The sequence below is a fragment of the Pseudomonas sp. ASL4 genome (assembly GCF_056680395.1).
In genome coordinates this window covers 433,922-450,825 of sequence record NZ_CM155280.1, presented here as the reverse complement: position 1 = coordinate 450,825, position 16,904 = coordinate 433,922, and the positions used below count along the sequence as shown (strand labels likewise).

Genomic DNA, 16,904 nt, shown 5'->3' with positions numbered 1-16,904 from the left:
GTCAGGACTCCTGGTCGTGCCGATTGACCCGCTCTTCCAACTTGTTCTGCAGGTGCGACAGCACCGTGGCCAGAATCCAGTAGATCAGCGCGGCGGCGAGATACATGGTGAAGACTTCGAAAGTCCGGGCGGTGATCAATTGCGCCTGGCGGAACAGTTCCGGCACCTGGATGGTGGCGGCCAGCGCGGTGTCCTTGACCAGCGAAATGAAGCTGTTGCCCAGCGGCGGCAGGGCCGTGCGCATCGCTTGCGGAATGATGGCCCGGCGCAGGGTCTGCGCGCGGGTCATGCCGATGCTGGCGGCAGCTTCCCACTGGCCACGTTCGATGGAGCTGATCGCGGCACGGAGGATTTCGCAGGCGTAGGCGGCCATGTTCAGCGAGAAGCCGATCAGGGCGGCCGGCAGCGGATCAAGTTCGATGCCCAATTGCGGCAAGCCGTAATAGATCACGAACAGCTGCACCAGCAACGGCGTGCCGCGAAAGAACGACACGTAGATGCGGGCCAGCCAGCTTACCGATTTGAAACGCGACAGGCGCATCAACGCCAGGCCGAAGCCCATCACCAGGCCGAAGAACATCCCGCCCAGGCTCAAGATGACCGTGTAGTACGCGCCCTTCAGCAGGAAGGGCGCGGAGTCCAGTGCGAGTTGGAAAGCTTCTTCCATTATTTGGTGACGTCAGCTTGGAAGTATTTTTCCGAGATCTTGGCCAGTGTGCCGTCGGCACGCAGCTCGTCGAGGGCCTTGTTCACTGCAGCCAGCAGTTCTGGCTCACCTTTACGCAGGGCAATGCCGGACTCCTGGCGGGAGAATGCTTGGCCGGCAGCAACGGTTTTCGGTGCTTTCTTGGCGTATTCAAGCGCAGCCAGGCGGTCGATCAGGATGGCGTCGGTACGGCCATTGTTCAGATCTGCGAACTTGGTCGGATCATCGTCGTAGGTGCGCACGTCAGCACCCGGCACATTGGCCCGGACCCACTGTTCGTAGTTGGTGCCAAGGCCTACACCGACTTTCTTGCCGGACAGGTCAGCGGCGGTCTTGATGTTCAGCGCGGCTTCCTTGCTCTTCAGCACCAGCGCCTGAATCCCGGAGATGGTGTACGGCTCGGAGAAGTCATACTTCTTCTTGCGCTCGTCGGAGATGGTCACCTGGTTGACCACTACGTCCAGGCGCTTGGATTCCAGAGCGGCGAGGATGCCGTCCCACTTGGTTGGCTGAATCTTGGCTTTAACGCCCAACTTTTTGGCCAGGGCTTCGGAGAGCTCGACTTCGAAGCCGGCCAGTTTGCCGTCGGCGTCGACGAAACTGAACGGTGGGTAAGTGCCTTCCAGGCCGACGTTGATCACGCCTGCGTCCTTGATTTTTTGCAATTGCTCACCGGCAACCGCTTGCCCCAACAGGCCAGCGCTCAGTGCCAGGCCCAGCGAACCGACCAGCAGGTTGCGACGTAGTGCGGAAAAATTCATGACAAGCCCCTGTGTTTTCTTATGAAGACGCTTTTAGGAATGTTGGCAAAATCGGGATTTGGACGACTGCGATATCCTGCCCTAAAGCAGCTTATGCGTCTCGCGCCAAATTCGCCTGCGGCGCGACTATATGATGATGCCGTTAGATAGGAAAATACTAAATATTGAGTTTGTTATTCATTTAGGGAATATGTGGCCGATGCGATCCCCGTGGCGAGGGAGCTTGCTCCCGCTCGGCTGCGCAGCAGTCGTAAACCCGTTCACTGCGTTTTAACTGAAACATCGCAGCGCAGGTTTTGGGGGGCGCTTCGCACCCCAGCGGGAGCAAGCTCCCTCGCCACAGGAATGCGTTATTCCGTTAAAGGAAGTCTTTATAGGCAAACAACGCCGGCGCCCCACCGGTGTGCAGGAAGATGATCGGACCTTCATCAAACCGCCCGCGCCCAATGCCGTCCAGCAACCCGGCCATGGCCTTGCCGGTGTACACCGGATCCAGCAGCAACCCTTCCTGGCTCGCCAGCAGTTTCACCGCCGACAGCGTCCCGGCATTCGGCTCGCCGTAACGCGGGCCAAAGTATTCATCCCACAGTTCAACCTTGAAACTCGCCGGCAGGCCCACACCCAGCAGCTCGGCGGTGCGCTCGGCCAGACCCTGAACCTTCGGCCGCTGATCTTCCTCGCTACGGGAAACGGTCACGCCAATCACTGGCAGATCCGGCAGTACTTCGCTCAAGGCCAGCGCCAGACCGCTGTGGGTCCCGGCACTGCCCGACGCCAGAACCACGGCTGCGAATTGCAGGCCGGTGTCCTTAATCTGTTCAGCCAGTTCCAGCCCGGCGCGCACGTAACCCAAGGCGCCCAAGGCGTTAGAGCCGCCAATCGGCACCAGATACGGCTTCTTGCCGTTGTTGCGCAGACGATCGGCCAGGGCTTGCAGTTGGTCGTCGGCGTTATCGAGGTTCTCCACCAACTCGACTTTGGCGTCGAACAGGTCGAGCAACAGCCGATTGCCGTTGCCGACATAGTTAGCGTCGTCGGTGCCCAGCGGGTTTTCCAGCAGCGCAACGCAGCCCAGGCCTAATTTGGCGGCGATGGCGGCAGTCTGGCGCACATGGTTGGATTGCAGCGCGCCAGCAGTGATCAACGTGTCGGCGCCCTGAGCCAGCGCATCGGCGGCCAGGTATTCGAGTTTGCGCAGCTTGTTGCCGCCCATGGCCAGTGGCGTCAGGTCATCGCGTTTGACGTAGACATCGCGGCCGAGCCAGGTCGACAGGCGTTCGAGTTTTTCCAGAGCGGTAGGGTGACCGAGCAGGTCGAGGCGATTAAAGCGGGCAAGCTGTTGTTTGATCATGGGTCCGTACTGGCGGGGGAGGATGTCAGGACTATAAGCACGGCTTTTTGCAGCGGCAACCGTCAATCGCTTATATCCGAATGTTCAGATCACAGCACTATTGGTTCTTAATTCGGCGTCGAGACCATGCCGTAGAGTAATCGCCGTCAACGCGGCCAGACAGTCCGGCCGCCCGTGAGGAGTTTTTACCGTGAGTGAGCGTTCCAGCCATTGGCAATTGCAGACCATCGTCAGCCAGCTGCGCACGGCGCGTGATCAATGGCGTGCACAAAACGGCCGCGCCAGCGGCGAGCAGGGCGGTCGCGAGTTACCCTCCCGGGCGGCCATGGCGGACATTCTCGAAGCCTTGTGCGGTGCGTTGTTCCCGATGCGGTTGGGGCCGGTAGATTTGCGCGAAGAGAGTGAAGACTTCTACGTCGGCCACACCCTCGACGTGGCGCTGAACGCGTTGCTGGCCCAGGCGCGGCTTGAACTGCGCTACGCCGCGCGCCACAGCGCCCAGGCCGACACTGAGGTCGAGGCCAAGACTATCCAGATCATCCAGGAGTTTGCCCTCGCCTTGCCGGGGCTGCGCAGCCTGTTGGACACCGACGTGCTGGCGGCCTATCACGGTGACCCGGCCGCCCGCAGCGTCGATGAAGTGTTGCTCTGCTATCCGGGGATTCTGGCGGTGATTCACCATCGCCTCGCCCATCACTTGTACCGCGCCGGGTTGCCGTTGCTGGCGCGGATCAGCGCGGAAATCGCTCACTCGGCGACCGGCATCGATATTCATCCGGGCGCGCAGATCGGCCGCAGCTTCTTTATCGATCACGGGACAGGTGTAGTGATCGGCGAGACCGCGATCATCGGTGAGCGGGTGCGGATTTATCAGGCGGTAACGTTGGGTGCCAAGCGGTTCCCGGCGGACGAGGACGGCCAGTTGCAGAAGGGCCATCCGCGGCATCCGATTGTTGAGGATGATGTGGTGATCTATGCCGGGGCGACGATTCTGGGGCGGATCACCATCGGCAAGGGTTCGACCATTGGTGGCAATGTGTGGCTGACCCGGAGTGTGCCGGCGGGGTGCAACCTGACGCAGGCGAATTTGCAGCATGATGATGGGACGCAGAAGTAAGCCTCGAAATCTCCGCTGACAGATCTGGCCTCTTCGCGGGCAAGCCTCGCTCCTACAGGTCATGCGCCATTTTCAAAATGGCGCATGACCTGTAGGAGCGAGGCTTGCCCGCGAATGGATTCACGTCGAACGCGATAATGGCATTTAGCTCATTTCCCACTGAACGAATCCCCCAACCCCCGCGTCATACCCTTCCTTGAGCTAGCGTAGGAAAGCGACCGCCGAGCCCTGCGATTAGTCCTTAGCACGCTATTCATGTTTAACTTGAACGCTCATTCAAGTTAAACCGCCGGTTTGCTGCCCGCTCACAACAGGAGGCTTGCCCTTGCCGAGTCCGTTACTGATTGCCCTGTTTCATCCCCTTGAGGTGCACCTTTCATGAGTGCACCGTCCACCCCTCCCAGCGGCCAGGTCCGCATGAATCCGCCGGTGTTTTATTTCTCGGCCGGTTTCATTCTGTTGTTCGGCATTGTCGTCATCGCCATGCCCAAACAGGCCGGTGCCTGGTTACTGGAAGCGCAAAACTGGGCGGCCAATACGGTCGGCTGGTACTACATGCTCGCAATGACCCTGTATCTGGTCTTCGTGGTGGTCACCGCGTTATCTGGCTATGGCAAGATCAAGCTCGGTGCCGACCACGACGAACCCGAATTCAGTTACCTGTCCTGGGCCGGCATGCTGTTCGCCGCCGGGATCAGCATCACGCTGTTTTTCTTCTGCGTATCCGAACCGCTGACGCACTTGTCACAACCGCCCCAAGGCACTGCCGGTACGCCGGAAGCGGCGCGGCAGGCGATGCAGATTCTGTTTCTGCACTGGGGTCTGCATGGCTGGGGCGTGTTCGCCTTCGTCGGCATGGCGCTGGCGTATTTCGCGTATCGACATAACCTGCCGCTGGCCCTGCGCTCGGCGCTGTATCCGCTGATCGGCAAGCGTATCAACGGCCCTATCGGCTACGCGGTGGACGGCTTCGGCATCATCGCCACGGTGTTCGGCCTCGGTGCCGATATGGGCTTTGGGGTGTTGCACCTCAACTCCGGGCTCGACTACCTGTTCGGCATCGCCCATACGCATTGGATTCAGGTCGGCCTGATCACGCTGATGATGGGCGCGGCGATCACCGTTGCGGTGTCCGGCGTCGATAAAGGCGTGCGGGTCATGTCCGACATCAACATGCTGCTGGCCTGTGCGCTGCTGCTGTTCGTGTTGTTTGCCGGCCCGACTCAGCACCTGCTCAACACCTTGATCCAGAACATCGGCGACTACCTCGGCGCGTTGCCGATGAAGAGTTTCGACCTCTATGCCTACGACAAGCCTAGCGACTGGCTGGGCGGCTGGACGGTGTTCTACTGGGCCTGGTGGATTGCATGGTCGCCGTTCGTGGGCCTGTTCATCGCGCGGATTTCCCGTGGCCGGACCATCCGCGAATTCGTCTTCGGCGTGCTGCTGATTCCGCTCGGTTTCACCCTGGCGTGGATGTCGATCTTCGGCAACAGCGCCATCGACCAAGTCCTCAACCATGGCATGAGCGCACTCGGTATGTCGGCCATCGATAACCCGTCGATGACCCTGTACCTGCTGCTGGAAACCTACCCGTGGAGCAAAACCGTGATCGCGGTGACGGTGTTTATCAGCTTCGTGTTCTTCGTGACGTCCGCAGACTCGGGCACCGTGGTGCTGTCGACGCTGTCCGCCAAGGGCGGCAACCCGGATGAAGACGGGCCGAAATGGCTGCGGGTGTTCTGGGGTGCGATGACCGCGCTGGTGACCAGTGCGCTGCTGTTTTCCGGCAGCATCGATGCGCTGAAATCAGCGGTGGTGCTGACTTCGTTGCCGTTCTCGATGATCCTGCTGCTGATGATGTGGGGGCTGCACAAAGCGTTTTATCTGGAGTCCCAGAAGCAGATCGCGCAGATGCATTCTCTGGCGCCGGTCTCCGGTTCAAAGCGTGGCGGTTGGCGTCAGCGCTTGAGTCAGGCGGTGCATTTCCCGTCGCGGGATGAGGTTTACCGCTTCCTCGAAACGACGGTGCGCCCGGCGATTGAAGAAGTGACGGCGGTGTTTGTCGAGAAGGGTTTGAACGTGGTCACTCAGCCGGATCCGGCGAATGACAGTGTCAGCCTGGAAATCGGTCATGGCGAGCAGCACCCATTCATCTACCAGGTGCAGATGCGCGGTTACTTCACGCCGTCCTTTGCCCGTGGCGGGATGGGGTCCAAGCAACTCAACAACCGTCGCTACTACCGGGCCGAAGTGCATCTGGCCGAAGGCAGTCAGGACTACGATCTGGTGGGTTACACCAAGGATCAGATCATCAACGACATCCTCGATCAGTACGAACGGCACATGCAGTTCCTGCACCTGGTTCGTTGATCAGGCGTCGGTGGCGGCTAGGCTTTGTTCAACACCATGAACAGAACCAGCGCCGCCACCGGCACGCCAAACACCACGCTGCCGACCACCAGTTCTGAACTGACGGGTTGGCTGGCAGTGACCACGCCCACCGCGCCGTTGATTATCGTCAATGCCAGCCACAGGATGACGAAACTGTAGGTCAGCGTCTGACGGTTGAAACCGACTCGCTCGCCGATGTAGAGCATCAGTGCCAGCAGGACCAGGCCGAAGAAAATGATGATGGTGGTGTGCATGGTGTGTTCCGTCCTTTAGCGATGTGTTGCCTTATAGGCCGCCTTCGCGAGCAAGCCCGCTCCCACAGAGGTCTGTGTGTCCAACTGTGTTGTGTTAGACGCAGATCCAGTGTGGGAGCGGGCTTGCTCGCGAAGGGGTCACTGAGGTGTCAGCTCGAGCAAATCATCAATCCCGATCCGCTCGGCAAACTCGATCCGAACCCGCTCCGAAACTTCCAGCACTTGCGCCGCGCCATCCCCGACAAAATCGATCACCGACCGCGCCGGCCGCGAGCCCTGGGGCAGTCCGATGATTCGCACGATGTCATCCGCTACCGCTTGCGGGTCAGTATCGTCCGGGGTCAACGCACTCAGGCGTTCGCCGACTTTATCCATCACTCCGTCATATCGAGCATAGGCGTTGCTGCGCGCCACATCGGCCGGTTTGCCGGCACTCGGAAAATGGTCGGTGCCGCGCGTGAAGGCGCCGGGCACGACGATTGAAGTTTCGATACCGAAGCGAGTCAGTTCGTAGGACATGCTCACCGCCAGGGAATCCATCGCTGCTTTCGCTGCGGCGTATGGGCCCATGAACGGTGGGAAACCGCCCTTGGTCGTGGTGCTGCTGATCCACAACACCAACCCCGAAGCCTGGGCGCGCATCTGCGGCAACACCGCGCGGCTGACCCGCTGGGCACCGTAGAAATTGGTGTCGAAGACTTTCATGATTTCTTCGGCGGTGAAGGCTTCGGTCGGGCCGATCACCAGGTGCCCGGCGTTCTGCATGACCACGTCGAGACGGCCTTGCTCTTTGACGATGGTCGCCACCGCCGCGTCGGCCGAATCCTGCGACAGCACGTCGAGTTCAAGCGGATGCAACTCAACGTTTTGCGCTTTGGCCCAGAGGCGAAAGCCCTCAGCCCGTGCGGCGTTGCGCCCGTTTACGTCGCGCATGCTGGCGTAAACGATGTGCCCGGCTCGGGCGAGTGATTCGGCGGCGAGTTTGCCGATGCCGGTGCCGGCGCCCGTGATCAGAATGACATTTTTCATGGGATTCACCTCAGACCAGACCGCCGTTAACCCGCAGGATTTGCCCGTTGACCCAAGCCGACTCCGGGCCGACCAGGAAGCTCACGACGCGGGCAATGTCTTCTGGCTGAGCCAGGCGTTCCAGCGGCGCCATCTTGGCGAACGTCTGGATTTGCTCTTCGCTTTTGCCGTGCAGGAACAGGTCCGTGGCCACCGGGCCTGGTGCGACCGCGTTGACGGTAATGTTGCGACCGCGCATTTCCTTGGCGAACACCTGGGTCAGGGATTCCACCGCCGCTTTGCTGGCGATGTACACCGCGTAGCCCGGTAGGTTCATGCCGACGGTGCTGCTGGAAAAGTTGATGATCCGCCCGCCGCTGTTCAGGCGAGTGGCGGCTTCACGCAGGGCGTTGAACGTGCCGCGGGTGTGGATATTGAAGTTTTGGTCGAACAGTTCGTCCGTGTGTTGCGCCAGCGGCATCACCTTGAGGATGCCGGCGTTGTTGACCAGCACATCGACCTTGCCCAACTGAGCTTCGGTCTCGTCGAACAACCGGCGTACGTCGTCGGCGCTGGCCACGTCAGCCTTGATCGCTATGGCTTGGTGGCCGGCCTGGCGCAACTCGACCACCAGTTTCGAGGCCCCGGTGGCGCTGTTGGCGTAGTTGATGGCGACGGCGAAACCTTCGCTCGCCAGTTGTTTGGCGATCACCGCGCCGATGCCGCGGGAGGCGCCGGTCACGATGGCAACTTTCGAAGTCTGAGTAGTCATGGCTGTGGTTCCTTTGAAGGTGTTTGCTTGGGGTGAAGCCAGACTCACATGTTTACTCAGGCCGATAAATGCAGGAGAGTTGCCTTGACTGTTCAATAATCGCCAATAATCAAAAGTCAGGAGCTGACCGTGGATCAAGTCAAAGCGATGAAGGTGTTCGTGCGGATTTACGAGCGCAGCAGCTTCACGCTGGCCGCCGATGACCTGAACCTGCCGCGGGCCACGCGGACCCACACGCTGAATCAATTCGAAGCCTGGCTCGGCACGCGTTTACTGGAGCGCAGCACGCGCAAGGTGCGTCCTACGCTGGATGGCGAAGCGTATTACCAGCGTTGCGTGCAGTTGCTGGCGGAGCTGGAAGAAGCCGAACTGGCGTTTCGCGGCGTTGCGCCGAAAGGGCGGTTGCGGGTGGATTTGCACGGCACCTTGGCCAAGCACTTTGTGATCCCGGCATTGCCGCAGTTCATGGCCCGTTATCCGGACATCGAGTTGTCCATCAGCGAGGCCGACCGCTTTGTCGACCTGATCGCCGAAGGCGTCGACTGCGTACTGCGCGCCGGCACCCTCGGCGACTCGGCGTTGATCGGCAAACGCGTGGCCAACCTGCGCCAGATCACCTGCGCCAGCCCGGCGTACCTGCGTAAATACGGCGAACCGAAAACCCTCGCCGACCTGAGCCAGCACCGCGCGGTGAACTACGTGTCGCGCACCACGGCCAAGCAGTTTCCGTTTGAGTTCATGGTCGATGGCGAACTGAAAGAAGTGGCCATCGATGGCGCGCTGTCGGTGTTCGGCGCAGAAATTTATGCGGCGTCGGCAATTGCCGGGCTCGGCATTATCCAGTGCCCGCATTACCGCATGGAAACGCAGATAGCCCAGGGGTTGGTGCAGGAAATCCTCACCGACACACCACCGCCGCCGATGCCGGTTTCAGTGCTGTACCCGCACAACCGACACATGTCGCCCCGGGTTCGGGTGTTTGTGGATTGGTTGGGGGAGGTGTTTGCGGGGGGGCGGTAGCCGCTGGTCCGAAGGCAAAATAGGAGTGGCCCTCATCGGCTAATATTTGTCGGAGTGTGTATGGTGTGTATCGCCATCGCTTTTAACGCCTAGAGTACGCAGCAGGTGCTGTCGAAAAAGGCGAAGGAAATGCGAAGTCGGGAAATGATCAGGATGATTGAGGAGGATGGTTGGTATCTGGTGGCGGTGAAAGGCAGTCACCACCAATACAAACATTCGAGCAAGCCAGGGAGGGTGACGATCAAGCACCCTGACTCGGATCTACCCAAGGGGACGATCAACAGCATATTGAAACAGGCGGGCTTGAAATGAGACCCGTCATCGGATTCGAGAGTCCCGATGGGGACCTATCACAGGAAGGATTCATCCAAATGAAATTCCCGGTCGTTCTGCATAAGGATGCCGACTCAGAATACGGAGTGATCATCCCGGACGTGCCGGGGTGCTTCTCTGCGGGCGGCACTGTGGCGCAGGCATTCGAAAACGTGAAGGAAGCTTTGTCCTTGCACTACGAAGGATTGGTGGCTGATGGCGAGCCTTTGCCGCAGGTCCGCGAGATTGATGCTCACCTTGATAATCCCGATTACGCGGGTGGTGTATGGGGTGTGGTCGAATTTGATATCACACCGTACTTTGGCAAGTCGGTGCGCTTTAATGCCACGCTGCCTGAGCAGTTACTTGAGCGAATTGATCAGACCGTCAGGCGGGATCAGCGCTACAGCTCAAGATCTGGTTTTTTGGCGGCTGCAGCTCTGCGTGAGTTGTCGGCCTGACACAGATCCCTGTGGGAGCGAGCTTGCTCGCGATGACGGTATGACATTCAACATTGATGTCGACTGACATTCCGCCATCGCGAGCAAGCTCGCTCCCACAGGTACTGCGCACGTCAGTGAAGGTTGTGTGGATCGCTCAGGCGCTCTCGCGTTCGATCACCCGACACTCCAGCAGATTCAACCGCTGCACCTCATCCGCCACCGGCAACACACCCAGCGTTCCAGCACCCGCGTCGTCGCCAGTACGCCAATCGCCAAACCCAAGCTCGGCGCGTTCCTGATGGCTACCGGGCACCACATTGCCGCCTGGCGGCATCCCGACGTGCCGGCCGATGCCGGACTAGACTTCAGGCACTACAAGCACCTGGCGCAGATCGCCGAAGCGGCGAAGTTTTACGCGTTGTTCATTGCCGACAGCGTGGCCGCCGCGACCAGACCGATTGCCAACCGCATGGCTCGCTCAGACCACTTTGAACCCCTGACTTTACTGGCTACTTTGAGCGCCGTGACAGAGCGCATCGGGCTGATCGCCACGCCTACAGCCGGCTATAACGAGCCGTACCATGTAGCACGAAAGTTCGCTTCTATGGACCCTCTTTCAGGGGGCGCTCGGGCTGAAATCTTGTCACTTTCGACAATGTCGCCGAAGCGCAAAATTTCGGTCGCGACTAGCATTTCGGTCATGCCGAACGCTACAGAAGGGCTCGGGAGTTCTATCAGGTGGTCACCGGACTCTGGGGTCGTTGGAAAGATGACGCCTTTGTACGCGACAAGGCCAGCAGTACGTACTACCACCCGGAAAAGTACACATCCTCGACCCTGTCGGCGAACACTTCCGGGTCAAAGGCCCGCTGAATATGCAGGCTGGTTCTACCGAACTTGGCCGTGACCTGGCGGCGCAAAACGCCGAGGCGGTGTTCACCGCGCAGACGGCGCAGGCCAATGCCCAGGCGTTTTATGTCGAGCTCAAGGGACGCTTGAACCGGTACGTTCGCAGCGCCGATTCGCTGAAAATCATGCCCGGTGTTTTTGTGGTCGTCGGGCGCACCGAAAGCGAAGCCCGGGAAAAATATGAAACGTTTCAGCAATTAGTCGAACCCGAGGTTGGCGTCGCATTACTTGGGCGTATGCTGGGTAACTTCGACTTGTCGAAGTACCTGCTGGACGGACCGCTGCCAGCGTTGCCGCTGACGGAATTGGCCGGCCAGGAGAACCTCAGCCTCGCCGAACTACGTGGTTGCGCAACTGCAGCGACGCGGGTTGTTCAGAACAGAGTACGAAGGCCGGACCTTGCGCCAGAACCTTGGATTGGCCCGGCCTTCCAATCGATTTGTATAGATGAAGGTAAAGGGCTTTTGTGGCGAGGGAGCTTGCTCCCGCTGGGGCGCGAAGCGACCCCAAAATCGGCTGGCGCGTTCTGTCAGGTTTATCGCGTTGGCTGGCTTGGCGGCCGCTGCGCAACCGAGCGGGAGCAAGCTCCCTCGCCCCAGGATTGATGTCTGACTCCAGTTAGAAGTAAGTCCAAACAAACAGGATTGATGTCTGACTCCAGTTAGAAGTAAGTCCAAACAAACAGGATTGATGTCTGGTTCCAGTTAGAAGTAACTCAAACAAGAGAGGATTCGATGACTTACACCGCTGCCGAAAACCGCTATGACTCCATCCCATACCGCCGCGTAGGCCGCAGCGGGCTGGTTTTGCCGGCCCTCTCCCTGGGGCTGTGGCACAACTTCGGCGACAGCACGCCGATCGACACCCAGCGTTCGCTGCTGCGCACCGCGTTCGACCTGGGCATCAACCACTTCGACCTGGCCAACAACTACGGCCCACCGTACGGCAGCGCCGAAATCAACTTCGGTCGCCTGCTGCGCGAAGACTTCAAGCAATACCGCGACGAGCTGATCATCTCCAGCAAGGCCGGTTGGGACATGTGGCCAGGCCCTTACGGCCAGGGCGGCGGTTCGCGCAAATACGTGTTGGCCAGCCTCGACCAGAGTCTGCAACGCCTGGGCCTCGATTACGTGGACATCTTCTATTCCCACCGCTTCGACCCGGACACCCCGCTGGAAGAAACCGCCAGCGCCCTGGCCACTGCCGTGCAGCAGGGCAAGGCGTTGTACATCGGCATTTCGTCCTACTCCGGGGTGAAAACCCGCGAAATGGCCGCGCTGTTGCAAGAGTGGAAAGTGCCGTTGTTGATTCATCAACCGGCCTACAACCTGCTCAATCGCTGGGTGGAAAAGGACCTGCTGGACGTCACCGACGAACTCGGCGCCGGCGTGATCGCGTTCACCCCGTTGGCCCAGGGTCTGTTGACCGACAAATACCTCAACGGCATTCCGAAGGATGCGCGAGTCAACCGTCCGGGCGGTGGTTCGTTGCAGGAATCGCACTTGTCCGAAGCCAACATCGCCCATGTGCGCGGGCTCAATGAAATCGCCAAGCGTCGCGGCCAGAGCCTGGCGCAACTGGCGTTGGCCTGGACGCTGCGCGACCCGCGCGTGACCTCGGCACTGATCGGCGCGAGCCGGCCGGAGCAGATTATCGAGAACGTCGGTGCGTTGAAGAATTTGAGCTTTAGCGCGGAAGAGTTGGCGGAGATTGATCGGTTTGCCCAGGAGGGCGGGATCAATCTTTGGGAGAAGCCTTCGACGGCTGAGTAAGTGTTCGGCGCCGGATTATCCGGCGCCTGTCATATCGCCTTCGCGAGCAAGCCCGCTCCCACAATTGGACTGCATTTCAAATAATGAAATGGCTCCCCCCGCCGCCCCCTGTGATCGCCCACTAAGCTTTCACAGGGGGCTCATCGGAGACCGTTGCCATGAACAAAGTAGCTATTGTCGCCATCGATCTGGGAAAACACAGCTTTCATCTGCATGCACAAGATGATCGTGGTCATGAGCTTTACCGCAAAAAGTTTAATCGGGCGGCGCTCATCCAGCATCTGGCCAATCTCGAACCCTGCACCGTTGCGATGGAAGCTTGCGGCGGAGCCCACTTCATGGCGCAGGAAGTCTCAAGGCTGGGGCATATACCCAAACTCATTGCTCCGCATCTCGTGCGTCCGTATGTGAAAAGCAACAAGAACGACTTCGCTGATGCCGAAGCGATCTGCGAGGCTGCAACTCGTCCAACAATGCGCTTTGTGCCGCCTAAGAATCAGGCTCAGCAGGCGCTGGCCATGCTCAACTCGACACGTGATTCGTTCATCAAAGAACGTACTGCTACCGTCAATCGGATTCACGCAGCCCTCCTGGAAGTCGGAATCAGCTTGGCCCCAGGCTTCAAGTCCATCAAAGATCTTCCAGCGCTGCTTGAAGCGCATCCACTTCCCGATTCCATCAAAAAACTACTGACCAGGCTGCGTGAGCACTTCAATTACTTGCACGAGCAGGTCAAGGCTTTGGATAAGGAAGTGGAGTGCCAAGCCGCTGAAGATGATCTGGCTGTTCGCTTGATGACGATGCCGTGTGTCGGCCCGATCACCTCCAGCGTCCTGGCTGCCGAGTTGGGCGATGGCAAACAGTTCAAGTGCGGCCGAGGCTATTCGGCCTCGATCGGGCTAGTGCCCAAACAACACTCCACGGGCGGAAAAACCGTACTTTTAGGCATCAGCAAGCGGGGTGACCGAAACCAGAGACGTCTGCTGATCCAGTGTGCCCGCGTCTATCTGATGCAGTTGGATCGACAGAAAGGAGCGCTGGCGGACTGGGTCCGACGGCTATGGGACAACCATCACTCCAATCATGTGGTCTGCGCACTGGCCAACAAACTGGCGAGAATCGCCTGGGCGATTGCAGCACACCACACCGAATTCGATGCGGGGCCAGGCGCGATGAACGCCTGACCCCGCAGTCACCCGAGCACCACCCACCTGGTTTGCGATGCTGGATAACAGATGACGTGAACGGCCAACCGGCCTGACGAAAACCCTGAGCTCCCACACGGCTGAAAGGCCGTCCAAGTAATTAGGATCGCCGGGCATCGATTCTCATCAAGGCGCGAATGGACCAACCTCCACTCAGACGCCGGATAGATGAAAGCAAGCCAAACACATCATCAAAAACAGTATTGCAGAAAAGGGGGAACCATAGATGTGGGAGCGGGTTTGCTCGCGAAGGGGCCAGACCAGTCAACAAAGAACTCAGGATTCACCGAAAAAACGGCACATCCCCCAACACCGTCGCCCGCTGCATCACCCGCCGTGCCGGCCGGTAATCATCCACGGCGTAATGCTGTGTCACGCGGTTATCCCAGAACGCCACGTCATCCTTCTGCCAGCGCCAGCGAATGGTAAATTCCGGCCGCGTGGCATGGGCGAAGAGAAACTTCAGAATCACTTCGCTCTCTGTTTCCGACAGCTCATTAATCTTCGACGTAAACCCTTCATTGACGAACAACGCCCGACGCCCGCTCACCGGATGCGTGCGAATCACCGGGTGCGACAGTGGCGGATTCTTGCGCCGTGCTTCTTCCCACTGAGTCAGCGCTTCTGGCGTGTTGCCGTAGCGCTCCAGCGGGAATGAGCGAGTGAAATCGTGAGTAGCGGTCAGCCCTTCAAGCAAGGTTTTCATCGGCGCCGACAACGCTTCATAGGCCGCAATGCCGCTGGCCCACAACGTGTCGCCACCGAACTCCGGCAGCAACTTGGCGCTGAGTACCGCGCCCATGGCCGGGGTCGGCAGGAAGGTCACGTCGGTGTGCCAGATCGCGTTGTCGCGGACGTCGGTGACGGCGGTGTCGAGGATCAGCACTTCTGGCTGTTCCGGTACGTTCGGGTAGATCGGGTGAATGTGCAGATCGCCGAAATGGGCGGCGAATCGCGCTTGCTGCTGCGGCGTGATCGGCTGGTCGCGGAAGAACAGGACCTGGTGCTTGAGCAGCGCCTGCTCGATGGCGTCGCGCTGTTCCAGGTTCAGCGGCTGGCTGATGTCGATGCCGCTGATCTGCGCGCCGAGGGCCGAGCTTAAAGGGACGATGTTGAGGGTGCTCATGGTGGTTCTCTTCAATCCGGGTGCTGAGCTTCTGGTGGGAGCGGGCTTGCTCGCGAATGCAGTATGTCAGGCAACATTGCTGCGACTGATACACCGCTTTCGCGAGCAAGCCCGCTCCCACATGAGTAATCAGTGTGCCTGGCCGTGCCATGGCACCAGTTTGCGTTGCAGTGCGCGCAGGCCCATTTCCATGGCGAAGGCGATCAGTGCGATCACCAGAATCCCCAGCACCACCACATCGGTGACCAGGAACTGCGCGGCCGACTGCACCATAAAGCCCAAGCCGCTGGTGGCGGCGATCAACTCAGCGGCGACCAGTGTCGACCAACCCACGCCCAGACCAATGCGCACACCGGTCAAAATATCCGGCAACGCACTTGGCAGAATCACATGCCGAATCAACTGCGCCCGAGTCGCGCCCAAGGACTGCGCAGCGCGCAATTTGGCTGGATCAACCGTGCGCACGCCAGTCGCTGTCGCGATGGCAATCGGGGCGAAGATCGCCAGGTAAATCAGCAAGACTTTCGACAGCTCACCGATGCCGCACCAGATGACGATCAGCGGTAGGTAGGCCAGCGGCGGAATAGGGCGGTAGAACTCGATCAGTGGATCGAGAATCCCGCGAGCGATGCGGTTGTGGCCGATAGCGATGCCGACCGGCACGGCAGTCAGCACTGCGAAGCCGAGGCCCAGACCGATACGGCTCAGGCTCGCGCCCAAGTGCTGCCACAACGTTGAATCCATATAGCCCGTGGTCGCCAGCAGCCAGCCTTTTTGCAGCACGGCGGACGGTGGCGGCAGGAACAGCGGTTCGATCATTCCTGTGGCCGTAACCGCCCACCAAATGAATACGAGAGCGACCAGCGTCAACACGCTGATCCAGCGAGTACTAAGGCTGCGCCGCAGCGGAATCACCTTTGACCCCGGCTTAACCGTCACGGCCGGAATTTCATAGCTGCTCATGCGCGCTCCTGCCGCTGGGCGGCGCTACGTTGGGAGAACACCTTGGCGAGTACGTGCTCGCGGGTTTCGATGAAGCGCGGGTCGGACTTGATCGCCCGTGCCGACTCGCCAGCGGCGTAACGCTGGCCAAAGTCCAGGCTCAGGCGCTCGACGATTTGCCCAGGGTTGGGCGCCAACAGAATCAGGTCAGTGGCGAGGAATACCGCTTCTTCGATGTCGTGGGTAATCAGGAACACCGGTTTGGCGGTGCGCTGCCAGACTTGCAGCAGCAGCTCCTGCATCTGTTCGCGAGTGAAGGCATCGAGGGCGCCGAAGGGTTCGTCCATCAGCAAAACGCGTGGGTCGGCAGCGAGGGCGCGGGCGAGGCCGACGCGTTGCTTCTGGCCGCCCGAGAGCTGCCAGATCCGACGGTTTTCGAAGCCGGAAAGGTCCACCAGCGCGAGCATTTCCCGAGCGCGGATTTCCCGTTTGTCTCGTGAGACGCCGGCCAGTTCGAGACCGAAACCGACGTTGGCCAACACGTCCTGCCAGGGCAGCAGGGCGTCGTCCTGGAACACCACGCCACGTTCGGCGCTCGGTCCTTTGACCGGCACGCCGTCCAGAGTGATGCGCCCGGCGCTAGGCTCGACGAAACCGGCAATCAGGTTCAACAGCGAAGTCTTGCCACTGCCGGACGGGCCGAGGGCCACCAGCAATTGCTGGGGCCCAAGGCTCAAGGAAATATCCGTCAGTACCGGTTCCGGACTGCCGGGGTACTGTGCGCTGATGCGCTCCAGCTGTAGCAAAGCCAT

16 protein-coding genes and 2 pseudogenes are annotated in these 16,904 nt (G+C 59.9%); 8 read left to right on the top strand and 10 right to left on the bottom strand.

Annotated features, from left to right (window positions below):
* Position 1: 1 nt before the first annotated feature.
* From tcyL to AC1MEW_RS01995, 3 genes are all read right to left on the bottom strand, one after another.
* Positions 2-667 carry a cystine ABC transporter permease gene (tcyL, locus tag AC1MEW_RS02005; protein WP_201199682.1) on the bottom strand — a complete coding sequence of 222 codons (666 nt, stop codon included), beginning with the start codon at positions 665-667 and terminating at the stop codon, positions 2-4.
* Positions 667-1,467 (bottom strand): cystine ABC transporter substrate-binding protein, encoded by an 801-nt coding sequence (gene tcyJ, locus AC1MEW_RS02000; RefSeq protein ID WP_201199683.1) that lies wholly within the window; start codon positions 1,465-1,467, stop codon positions 667-669. Before tcyJ ends, tcyL begins: the two co-directional genes overlap by 1 nt.
* Before the next feature lie 358 nt (positions 1,468-1,825).
* A complete protein-coding gene (locus tag AC1MEW_RS01995; protein ID WP_201199684.1) occupies positions 1,826-2,818 on the bottom strand; it encodes a D-cysteine desulfhydrase in 993 nt (330 codons plus the stop codon).
* Between the two features lie 190 nt (positions 2,819-3,008).
* Between AC1MEW_RS01995 and epsC the strand changes: the two genes are divergently transcribed.
* Both epsC and betT read left to right on the top strand, forming a co-directional pair.
* Positions 3,009-3,935 carry a serine O-acetyltransferase EpsC gene (epsC, locus tag AC1MEW_RS01990; RefSeq protein ID WP_480425279.1) on the top strand — a complete coding sequence of 309 codons (927 nt, stop codon included), beginning with the start codon at positions 3,009-3,011 and terminating at the stop codon, positions 3,933-3,935.
* 417 nt (positions 3,936-4,352) lie between these two features.
* Positions 4,353-6,308, top strand: a complete 1,956-nt coding sequence (gene betT / locus AC1MEW_RS01985) for a choline transporter BetT (protein ID WP_201205085.1) — start codon at positions 4,353-4,355, stop codon at positions 6,306-6,308.
* 17 nt (positions 6,309-6,325) lie between these two features.
* Here betT and AC1MEW_RS01980 read toward each other — a convergent pair whose 3' ends face one another.
* The 3 genes from AC1MEW_RS01980 to AC1MEW_RS01970 all read right to left on the bottom strand — a co-directional run bounded on the left by AC1MEW_RS01980 (position 6,326) and on the right by AC1MEW_RS01970 (position 8,363).
* Positions 6,326-6,583, bottom strand: coding sequence for a hypothetical protein (locus AC1MEW_RS01980; RefSeq protein WP_480425278.1), 258 nt, complete (start codon positions 6,581-6,583; stop codon positions 6,326-6,328).
* 138 nt (positions 6,584-6,721) lie between these two features.
* A complete protein-coding gene (locus AC1MEW_RS01975; RefSeq protein WP_480425277.1) occupies positions 6,722-7,612 on the bottom strand; it encodes an SDR family oxidoreductase in 891 nt (296 codons plus the stop codon).
* Between the two features lie 10 nt (positions 7,613-7,622).
* Positions 7,623-8,363 (bottom strand): SDR family oxidoreductase, encoded by a 741-nt coding sequence (locus AC1MEW_RS01970; RefSeq protein WP_480425276.1) that lies wholly within the window; start codon positions 8,361-8,363, stop codon positions 7,623-7,625.
* 129 nt (positions 8,364-8,492) lie between these two features.
* On the opposite strand from AC1MEW_RS01970, the gene AC1MEW_RS01965 reads away from it, so the two are divergent.
* From AC1MEW_RS01965 to AC1MEW_RS01955, 3 genes are all read left to right on the top strand, one after another.
* On the top strand, positions 8,493-9,383 hold the full coding sequence (locus tag AC1MEW_RS01965) for a LysR family transcriptional regulator (protein WP_480425275.1): 891 nt from the start codon (positions 8,493-8,495) through the stop codon (positions 9,381-9,383).
* A 129-nt stretch (positions 9,384-9,512) separates the two neighbouring features.
* A complete protein-coding gene (locus AC1MEW_RS01960; protein WP_201199690.1) occupies positions 9,513-9,695 on the top strand; it encodes a type II toxin-antitoxin system HicA family toxin in 183 nt (60 codons plus the stop codon).
* Positions 9,692-10,156 carry a type II toxin-antitoxin system HicB family antitoxin gene (locus AC1MEW_RS01955; protein WP_322270201.1) on the top strand — a complete coding sequence of 155 codons (465 nt, stop codon included), beginning with the start codon at positions 9,692-9,694 and terminating at the stop codon, positions 10,154-10,156. Before AC1MEW_RS01960 ends, AC1MEW_RS01955 begins: the two co-directional genes overlap by 4 nt.
* 136 nt (positions 10,157-10,292) lie before the next feature.
* Here the strand turns inward: AC1MEW_RS01955 and AC1MEW_RS01950 are convergent.
* Positions 10,293-10,414 (bottom strand): annotated as a pseudogene (locus AC1MEW_RS01950) (LacI family transcriptional regulator); the annotation flags it as partial.
* A gap of 22 nt (positions 10,415-10,436) precedes the next feature.
* Here AC1MEW_RS01950 and AC1MEW_RS01945 point away from each other — a divergent pair.
* The 3 genes and pseudogenes from AC1MEW_RS01945 to AC1MEW_RS01935 all read left to right on the top strand — a co-directional run bounded on the left by AC1MEW_RS01945 (position 10,437) and on the right by AC1MEW_RS01935 (position 14,003).
* Positions 10,437-11,494 (top strand): annotated as a pseudogene (locus AC1MEW_RS01945) (NtaA/DmoA family FMN-dependent monooxygenase).
* A gap of 287 nt (positions 11,495-11,781) precedes the next feature.
* On the top strand, positions 11,782-12,819 hold the full coding sequence (gene mgrA, locus AC1MEW_RS01940; RefSeq protein WP_123402695.1) for an L-glyceraldehyde 3-phosphate reductase: 1,038 nt from the start codon (positions 11,782-11,784) through the stop codon (positions 12,817-12,819).
* A gap of 158 nt (positions 12,820-12,977) precedes the next feature.
* Positions 12,978-14,003: an IS110 family RNA-guided transposase gene (locus AC1MEW_RS01935; RefSeq protein ID WP_322269892.1), complete on the top strand. Its 1,026-nt coding sequence runs from the start codon at positions 12,978-12,980 to the stop codon at positions 14,001-14,003.
* Positions 14,004-14,307: 304 nt separating this feature from the next.
* Here the strand turns inward: AC1MEW_RS01935 and tauD are convergent, their stop codons facing one another.
* The 3 genes from tauD to tauB form a co-directional block, all read right to left on the bottom strand.
* Positions 14,308-15,150, bottom strand: a complete 843-nt coding sequence (gene tauD / locus AC1MEW_RS01930; protein ID WP_480425272.1) for a taurine dioxygenase — start codon at positions 15,148-15,150, stop codon at positions 14,308-14,310.
* Between the two features lie 129 nt (positions 15,151-15,279).
* The gene (tauC, locus tag AC1MEW_RS01925; protein WP_201199699.1) at positions 15,280-16,113 is read right to left on the bottom strand and encodes a taurine ABC transporter permease TauC; all 834 of its coding nucleotides are present in this window, start codon (positions 16,111-16,113) and stop codon (positions 15,280-15,282) included.
* The gene (tauB, locus tag AC1MEW_RS01920; protein ID WP_480425271.1) at positions 16,110-16,904 is read right to left on the bottom strand and encodes a taurine ABC transporter ATP-binding subunit; all 795 of its coding nucleotides are present in this window, start codon (positions 16,902-16,904) and stop codon (positions 16,110-16,112) included. The genes tauC and tauB overlap by 4 nt, the downstream gene beginning before the upstream one ends.

Bases quoted from the DNA above. Each gene is read 5' to 3' on its own strand.
- mgrA (WP_123402695.1), top strand. From the start codon at position 11,782: ATGACTTACACCGCTGCCGAAAACCGCTATGACTCCATCCCATACCGC.
- tauC (WP_201199699.1), bottom strand. From the start codon at position 16,113: ATGAGCAGCTATGAAATTCCGGCCGTGACGGTTAAGCCGGGGTCAAAG.
- tauB (WP_480425271.1), bottom strand. From the start codon at position 16,904: ATGGCTTTGCTACAGCTGGAGCGCATCAGCGCACAGTACCCCGGCAGT.
- AC1MEW_RS01995 (WP_201199684.1), bottom strand. From the start codon at position 2,818: ATGATCAAACAACAGCTTGCCCGCTTTAATCGCCTCGACCTGCTCGGT.
- AC1MEW_RS01980 (WP_480425278.1), bottom strand. From the start codon at position 6,583: ATGCACACCACCATCATCATTTTCTTCGGCCTGGTCCTGCTGGCACTG.
- AC1MEW_RS01935 (WP_322269892.1), top strand. From the start codon at position 12,978: ATGAACAAAGTAGCTATTGTCGCCATCGATCTGGGAAAACACAGCTTT.
- betT (WP_201205085.1), top strand. From the start codon at position 4,353: ATGAATCCGCCGGTGTTTTATTTCTCGGCCGGTTTCATTCTGTTGTTC.
- AC1MEW_RS01970 (WP_480425276.1), bottom strand. From the start codon at position 8,363: ATGACTACTCAGACTTCGAAAGTTGCCATCGTGACCGGCGCCTCCCGC.
- AC1MEW_RS01960 (WP_201199690.1), top strand. From the start codon at position 9,513: ATGCGAAGTCGGGAAATGATCAGGATGATTGAGGAGGATGGTTGGTAT.
- tcyJ (WP_201199683.1), bottom strand. From the start codon at position 1,467: ATGAATTTTTCCGCACTACGTCGCAACCTGCTGGTCGGTTCGCTGGGC.
- tcyL (WP_201199682.1), bottom strand. From the start codon at position 667: ATGGAAGAAGCTTTCCAACTCGCACTGGACTCCGCGCCCTTCCTGCTG.
- AC1MEW_RS01955 (WP_322270201.1), top strand. From the start codon at position 9,692: ATGAGACCCGTCATCGGATTCGAGAGTCCCGATGGGGACCTATCACAG.
- AC1MEW_RS01975 (WP_480425277.1), bottom strand. From the start codon at position 7,612: ATGAAAAATGTCATTCTGATCACGGGCGCCGGCACCGGCATCGGCAAA.
- tauD (WP_480425272.1), bottom strand. From the start codon at position 15,150: ATGAGCACCCTCAACATCGTCCCTTTAAGCTCGGCCCTCGGCGCGCAG.